9 protein-coding genes are annotated in these 7,146 nt (G+C 69.3%); 4 read left to right on the plus strand and 5 right to left on the minus strand.

Features of this window, described 5'->3' with window-relative positions; all coding sequences use genetic code 11:
* Window positions 1-55: 55 nt before the first annotated feature.
* The 5 genes from QZ749_RS07735 to QZ749_RS07755 form a co-directional block, all read right to left on the minus strand.
* Complete coding sequence (locus QZ749_RS07735; protein ID WP_296945260.1) at window positions 56-1,210, minus strand: serine hydrolase; 1,155 nt, start codon at window positions 1,208-1,210, stop codon at window positions 56-58.
* Window positions 1,207-1,701 carry a CYTH domain-containing protein gene (locus tag QZ749_RS07740; protein WP_296945261.1) on the minus strand — a complete coding sequence of 165 codons (495 nt, stop codon included), beginning with the start codon at window positions 1,699-1,701 and terminating at the stop codon, window positions 1,207-1,209. The genes QZ749_RS07735 and QZ749_RS07740 overlap by 4 nt, the downstream gene beginning before the upstream one ends.
* 4 nt (window positions 1,702-1,705) lie before the next feature.
* Window positions 1,706-2,830: a M14-type cytosolic carboxypeptidase gene (locus tag QZ749_RS07745; protein WP_296945262.1), complete on the minus strand. Its 1,125-nt coding sequence runs from the start codon at window positions 2,828-2,830 to the stop codon at window positions 1,706-1,708.
* A gap of 84 nt (window positions 2,831-2,914) precedes the next feature.
* Window positions 2,915-3,277 (minus strand): hypothetical protein, encoded by a 363-nt coding sequence (locus QZ749_RS07750; RefSeq protein ID WP_296945263.1) that lies wholly within the window; start codon window positions 3,275-3,277, stop codon window positions 2,915-2,917.
* A gap of 196 nt (window positions 3,278-3,473) precedes the next feature.
* A complete protein-coding gene (locus QZ749_RS07755; RefSeq protein WP_296945264.1) occupies window positions 3,474-3,716 on the minus strand; it encodes a KGG domain-containing protein in 243 nt (80 codons plus the stop codon).
* A gap of 325 nt (window positions 3,717-4,041) precedes the next feature.
* On the opposite strand from QZ749_RS07755, the gene QZ749_RS07760 reads away from it, so the two are divergent.
* The 4 genes from QZ749_RS07760 to QZ749_RS07775 form a co-directional block, all read left to right on the plus strand.
* Complete coding sequence (locus QZ749_RS07760) at window positions 4,042-4,971, plus strand: hypothetical protein (protein ID WP_296945266.1); 930 nt, start codon at window positions 4,042-4,044, stop codon at window positions 4,969-4,971.
* Between the two features lie 81 nt (window positions 4,972-5,052).
* Window positions 5,053-5,718, plus strand: a complete 666-nt coding sequence (locus QZ749_RS07765) for an HAD-IIIA family hydrolase (RefSeq protein WP_296945267.1) — start codon at window positions 5,053-5,055, stop codon at window positions 5,716-5,718.
* On the plus strand, window positions 5,715-6,821 hold the full coding sequence (locus tag QZ749_RS07770) for a glycosyltransferase family 9 protein (RefSeq protein ID WP_296945269.1): 1,107 nt from the start codon (window positions 5,715-5,717) through the stop codon (window positions 6,819-6,821). The genes QZ749_RS07765 and QZ749_RS07770 overlap by 4 nt, the downstream gene beginning before the upstream one ends.
* Before the next feature lie 162 nt (window positions 6,822-6,983).
* Window positions 6,984-7,146: NAD-dependent epimerase/dehydratase family protein (locus QZ749_RS07775; RefSeq protein ID WP_373896794.1), on the plus strand; the 163-nt coding region annotated here is incomplete at its 3' end.

Here is a 7,146-nt window from a genome sequence, read left to right on the forward strand (position 1 = left end):
CGAATGGTAAACCATGTGCCCCCCGCGCTCTCCTATACCTTAAGACAGGTTTCGCTCAGCGCCGCCCGATCGCCGCCGCCACGCGCCTGCTGAACTCGGCCGTATTGCCGGCATGCCAGCGCCACACGACGACCAGGTCCTGCTCGGGCGACACGACGATGTCGTTGTTGCCCGCGCCCAGCGCCGCATACGCGGTGGCCGGCATGCCCGGCAGGTTCTTGCCGCGCGTGTTCAGCCAGAACAGGTAGCCGTAGTCCGGGCCGTGGGCGCTGGGCGCCAGCGCCGCCTTCACGTAGTCCGGCGGCAGGATCTGGCGTCCGGCCCAGTTGCCGCCGCGCAGCCACAGGTAGCCGAAGCGCGCCATGTCCCAGGCATCGATCCACATGCCGCCGCCCCAGCGCGTGCCGCCGCTGACCGATGGCAGGAGCTTGCCGTCCAGCTCGACGTAGCTGTTGTGGTAAGGAATCCATTTCCAGCCGTTCGAGGCGCCGATCGGGTCCATCACTTCCTGCCGGAACACCTCGGGCACGCTCTTGCCGAACACGCGCAGCAGCGACAGCGCGAAGCGGTTGATGCGCACGTCGTTGTACTCGTAGCGGCCGCCCGGGGCGTCCAGCGTGCGCGGCTTGCGCTCGCCGGCGCCGAAGGCCGCGCGCCCGACGAAGTCGGCGTTCTTGCCCCACAGGCTGCCTTCCCACTCGGATTCCTGCTGCAGGTGCTGCTTCCAGGTGATGGCGGCGTTGTGCGCCGACGCGTAGCCGCCGTCCTGCACCGTGCGCCCGACCGGCGCGTCGAGGTCGGCGATCCGGCCGTCGCGCACGGCCACGCCGGCGACCGTCGCCAGCATGCTCTTGGCCACGGAATAGGTCGGGTCGACGAATTGCGTGTCGCCGAACTCGGCCACGACGTAACCCTTGTAGATGACGATGCCGTTGGTTGCCGCGCGCCGCGTCGGCAGCGAGCCGAGCGGCTGGCCGAAGGTCTGCTGCTGGTCGGAGAAGTCGCGCGCGCGTTCGGTCTCGTGCGCCTGCGCCCAGGCGACCGCCTCGGCCAGGCGCGCCGGATCCATGCCCAGCGCGGCCGGCGCCCTGCGTTCCCATGCGTTGGCCGGCGGAAAGTACGGCCCGGCCGCCCGCGCCGGCAGGGCGCCGGGACCGGCCAGCGCGACGGCCAGCGCGCCCGCCAGCAGACGGCGGCGCGCCGGCCTCATGGCGTGTCTTGCCGTTGCGGCTCGTCCGGCCAGCGGGAATACGGCATGCGCACCAGGCTGGCATTGGTGTAGCGCTTCTCGGCCGTGACCTCGGCACCGATCCAGTCGGGCTTGTCGAAGGCTTCGTCCTCGGCGTCCAGCTCGATCTCGGCCACGACCAGGCCCGCGTTCAGGCCCAGGAACTCGTCGACTTCCCAGACGTGGCCGGCGTGCGCGATGCGGTGCCGTATCTTCTCGACCAGCGGCTGCTCGCACAGGCCGTCGAGCAGTTCGACGGCGTCCGCCACGGGAATCTCGTACTCCCATTCGCCGCGGCGGATGCCCGTGCTTTTCCCCTTGACGGTGATGACGGCGCGCTCGCCCTCGATGCGCACGCGCACGGTGCGCACCGCATCGGACACCAGGTAGCCCTGGCGCATCAGGGTCGGCGTGCCCAGCCCGCGCCAGCCGTCGTTGGCCGGCAGGAACTTGCGTTCGATCTCGACGCCCATCGTGTCAGTCGTCCAGCGACAGCAGGATCGGCTGCAGCATCGCCGCGCCCAGCGCGCTGCTCCTGGCGCCGTTCCAGCCGACGTAGGCGTCCGGCAGGTCGGCATTGTCCTTGAACGGCATTTCCAGCGTCAGCGACAGGCATTTGAAGGTATGGCCGATGTACTTCGAGGCCAGCGTCAGCAGTTCCTCGTTGTACTTGCTGGCCGCGTAGCCGTAGGTCTTCTGGAAGTCCGGGCTGCACGCCATGTAGCGTTCGATGAAGGCGTTCTGCGACGCCAGGCGCTCCGGCGTGAAGTCGGCCAGCATCTCGCTGCCGGCCACGAAGTTGTAGGGCAGCGCTTCGTCGCCGTGGATGTCGAAGAACATGTCGACGCCGGTCTCGTGGATCTTTTCCTTCACGCACAGCACTTCCGGGCTGCGCTCGGCCGACGGCGTCATCCATTCGCGATTCAGGTTGGCGCCGGCCGCGTTGGTGCGCAGGTTGCCGCGGTAGGCGCCGTCCGGGTTCATGTTCGGGACGATGTAGAACACGCAGCGCTGCAGCAGCTTGCGCGCCACCGGGTTGGCGTCGTCGAGCAGCGCGTCCATCATGCCTTCGACGAACCATTCGGCCATCGTCTCGCCCGGGTGCTGGCGCGCGATCACCCAGATCTTCTTTTCGGCCTGCGGGTTGCCGATCACGACCAGGTTCATGTCGCGGCCGTCGACGGTGCTGCCGATGTCGTGCACGCGCGCGACCGGGTTCTCGGCCACCTCGCCCAGCAGGCGCAGGTGGCGCTCCCAGGTGTACGGCTCGAAGTAGGCGTAGTAGACGCTGTCGCGCTCCGGCGTGTGGTTGATCGTCATGACCTGGCCGTCGAAGCTGGTCGGCACGCGGAACCAGTTCTCGGTGTCGTAGCTGGCGACCGCCTGGTAGCCGTCGAAGCCCTTCGGATAGGTCGCCTGCCCGGCGTTCAGGAAGCGCATCGTGCAGGCCTGGCCACGCGCGCCCTGCAGGCGGAAGTGGAACCACTGGTGGATGTCGGCGTGGGAATCCTTGCGCAGCTTCAGGTCGATCCTTGCCGGGCTGGAGGCGTCGACGACGTCGATCGCGCCGGAGTCGAAGAGCTGGCTGATTTTGATGGGCATGGCTGATCCTTTGGAACCGTTCGAAAAGGGGATGATAGCCGATGCCCGGCCGCCGGCGCATGCCCGGGCCCCGGCGGAGCGGACTCAGTCGTCGAGGTCGATCAGTTCGGGCGCGTAGGCCAGCAGGATCTGGCGCATCAGCTCGACGTTGCTGCGGTCGAGGACGACGGTGAGGTCCGGCTTGCGGTCCAGGTTGAACGTCATGCTGATCTTGCCCGGCAGGACCTTGCAATTGACCGTGAAGGCGCGCGGGTTGGCCGGGCTGTCCCAGTCCCACTGGGTGATCTGCGGGCCGTGCGGCGGCGGCTGCAGTTGCGGATCCTGGTTGACCGGCAGGTTCTTGAGCAGGAAGAACACGATCGACGCCGGCATGATCATGCAGACGTCGCCAGAGCCGTGGTTCGCGAACTTGACCAGCAGCAGATTGCCGACCCGGTCGCAGGACATGGACATGCTCTTGACTTGACGAATGACCGCAGATTTCACGACGAGTTCCTATGTAAATGGGTGGTTGAAAGCCCGGCGATTCTACCGCATCCCATATCGGAAATGTGTGAAAGAAAAGCAAAACGGGGAGCCCGCAGGCTCCCCGTACCGTCCCTCGAGCGGACCGGGCGGCGCCGCCGCCCCGCCGCGCCCGGCATCACTGCTTGTTGCCCTTCGACGAGCTGCGCGACGACGAACTATTGGCCGACTGGCGGTTGCCGTGGCTCATGCTGCCGGCACGGCGCGCCTCTTCCGAGGTGAACTCGTGGGCGGTGCCCTTCTCGTGCGCCGCCTTGCCGCCCTGGCTGGCGATCTGGCGCTGGCGCTCCGGATCCATCGATGCGAAACCGCGATTCTTGGTGCCGCTGCTCTGCTTGTTGCCCTGGTTGTTCGATGCCATGGTAAGTCTCTCCTCTTCGCGATAAAAACCGCCGCGTCCTGCGGCAGGCCTGCCAATGTCGCCGGTAGCACCGTTGAGCATCGGACGGAAAACATCTTAGGCATGCGGGATGGCTGAGACTATAGGAGCATTTCAGATGACTTTGTAGGATTACGCGATACAGAAAATGCACTGGCGAAATTCTACTTCCGGTAATAAACACTCGTCAGTATTCGTCCTACATATACCCGCTGCGTCTTCCTATACTGGATTCGCCCACCGGCGCGCATCATTCCCTTGTGAAGCGGGCACGGCCCGCATCGATCCAGCACGCAAGGAGACGATCATGGACGCGAACCAGCGCAGCAGCATCAACAACCAGACGGACAACGGCGCCAACGACAAGGACACCCCGGGCGCGACCGGCAAGACGGCCGGCAGCAACCAGCCGCTCGACCATACCTACCCGCAGGGCCTGGGCGCCCACCAGGGCAACCAGCAGCGCGACATCATGGGCAGCCAGGGCCGCGCCGGCCAGGACCTCGTCGGCGGCGCCTACGACCGCAGCAAGGGCGACGACGGCACCGCGATCCCGGGTGGCTCGATGGAAACCCAGATCAACGGCGGTTCCGGCACCGTACAGGGCGTCACCGACAGCCACGACCGCCAGATGCAGCAGAAATCCGGCGCCTATGGCCTGCTCGACCAGCCGGTGGGCCGGCGCGACCGGCACGAGGGCGTGGACCTGCAGCAGGACATCGAACGCGGCCACCGGCAATCGTCGACCAGCGGCGGCGGCATGCAGGGTCCGCGTGCCGGCACGCCGGCGCAGTCGCCGCAGGGATCGATGGGCAACCGCCAGTCGCAAGACCGCCCGCGCCGCTTCGTCTCGGACGGCGGCGGCATGCCGGGACCGGACAGCTGGAAGCGGGAAGGCAACCGCAGCGGCGACCAGGCCGGCCAGGAAGCCCAGCGCGGCAATACCCAGCTCGACGTGTCCGGCTCGCGCTCGATGGCGAACCAGCATTCGGACGTCGGCGGCGTGCATGCGTCGAACGACGTGGCCGGCGGCCTGCCGCGCTCGCCGGGCAAGCCGGGCGCCGGCAGCGTCGACCGCGCCGGCTCGCAGACCGGCCCCGACGGCGCCGAACACGGCCCGGACGTGCACAAGTCGAACGACGCCGCCGGCGGCTACCCGCGCAGCCCGGGCTACGCCAACAAGCTGAACGGCGACGAGAACATGGACGACGACACCGGCTTCAAGCGCAAGCCCTGACCCGGACGCGCCGGGCTTGATCCAGGTTCAAGCCCGTCGCGCTCGCCTGAACCAGCCGGGGCAGGCGCGGTCGAACCGCGCATGAAAGCCATCTTCCTCGACATGGACGGCGCGCTGGCCGAGGGCCTGCCCGCCGCCGCCGCCACGCCTCCGGACGCGTTCCCGAACGCACTCCGGAATGCATCTCCTGCCGCATCCCCTGCCGCATCCCCTGGCGCACCCTCCGGAGCGCCGCCCTGCGACATCGCGCGCCGCCTCATGCTGTGCCACGGCGCCGGCGCGGCGCTGCGCCTGCTGGCGCGGCTCGACTACCGCCTGTTCATCGTGGGCACCCTCGACGGCATCGCCTTCGGGCGCCTTGCCGCAGCCGCCACGGAAGGCATCGCCGACCGCCTGCACGACCTGCTGTTCCGCGAGCGGCTGGCGCTGGACGGCCTGTACTATTGCCCGCACCACCCGGACGGCAGCGTGGCCGCCTACGCCGTCGACTGCCACTGCCGCAAGCCGCGGCCCGGCCTGCTGCTCGAGGCGTCCCGCGAGCACGGCATCGACCTGCGCGCCTCGTGGATGGTCGGTGCCACGCTGCACGACGTCGAAGCGGGCAACCGGGCCGGCTGCCGCACCATCCTGCTGGACAACGGCAAGGAAACCGAATGGCGGCTGGGCCCGCGCCGCATCCCGACGCGCATGGCGCCCGACCTGTACGCGGCCGCCGTGCTGATCGCCAGCCATGGAGAGCTGGCGTGAATGGTGCCGGCGCGCGCGGCGGCGACCTCGCCGGCCGCTGGGCGACCGCGCGCCGCATCCTGTGCGTGCGCCTCGATTCCCTGGCCGGCGTACTGCTGAGTACGCCAGCCATGCGGGCCCTGCACGGCGCCGCGCCGGGGCGCAGCCTGACGCTGCTCGGCCCGCCGGCGGGCGTGGCCGCCCTGCCCTTCATCCCGGAACTCGACGACGCCATCGCGGCGCGCCTGCCGTGGCCGCCGGACGAGGCGCTGGCCACGACGCTGGCCGCGCGCCGCTTCGACGCCGCCATCGTCTTCGGCGCCTGCCTGCAGGATGCGCGGCCGGCGGCCCGCCTGTGCCGCCGCGCCGGCATCCCGCTGTGCCTGGCGTATCGTCGCGACGATGGGCGCGACTATGGGCACGGAGATGGACGCGGGGACACCCGCTACATGCCGCACCACTGGATTCCCGATCCCGAGCCGACACCGATGGTGCGCCACGAGGTGCAGCGCCAGCTGGCGCTGGCGCGCCATGCCGGCTGCGCGAGCGCGGACCAGCGGCTGTCGTTCGCGCCGCGCCAGCGCGACGTGGACGCCGTGCGCGGCCGCCTGCGCGCGGCCGGCGTCGATCCCGGTCGCCCATGGCTGCTGCTGCATCCCGGCGCGGGCGCTCCCGCGCGCGCGTATCCGCCCGCGCATTGGGCGCGGCTGCTGCGGCTGCTGGCGCGGGCGCCCGGATGGCCGCTGGTGCTGGCCGGCAGCGCCGCGCAAACGCCGCAGGTGGACGGCATCGCGCGCGCGGCCGGCGTGCCAGCGCTGTCGCTGGCGGGACGGCTGGGCCTGGGCGAACTGGGCGCCGCGCTGCAACTGGCCACGCTCGCCATCGCCAGCCACGGCGCCCCGGCCCACATCGCCGCGGCCGTCGGCACGCCGCTGGTCGACCTGTATGCGCTGACCGAACCGCACACGACGCCATGGGCGGTGCCGAACCGGGTGCTGTTCGCCGACGTGCCCTGCCGCTTCTGCCGCAGCCGCGCCTGTCCGGCCGGTCACCATGGCTGCCTCGATGGCGTCGCGCCGGAACGGGTGGCGCGAGCGGCGCTGGAACTGCTCAACCTTACGTAAATGTAATGTTCCCGTCTGGTTTCCGACAGGCATTTTCCTTCACAATGGCGATGTCTTTATCACGCATCGCTCCAGCCAGTCGTCCTCGCAGTTCCAGACGCGCGGCCGCCGCATCCGGCCGATCCGGCGTCAGCCTCCTGCCAGCCCCATGCCCTTCGGCGCCTGCCTGTCCGCGATGTCCGTTTACGAAAGTTGAATATGAAAAAAGTCCTCATCCTCGGCGTCAACGGCTTCATCGGCCACCACCTGTCCAAGCGCATCCTCGAGACCACCGACTGGGAAGTCTATGGCATGGACATGAACGCCGACCGCATCGCCGGGCTGA

This window comes from uncultured Massilia sp., assembly GCF_913773735.1.
In the GTDB taxonomy this organism is placed as follows: domain Bacteria; phylum Pseudomonadota; class Gammaproteobacteria; order Burkholderiales; family Burkholderiaceae_D; genus Telluria.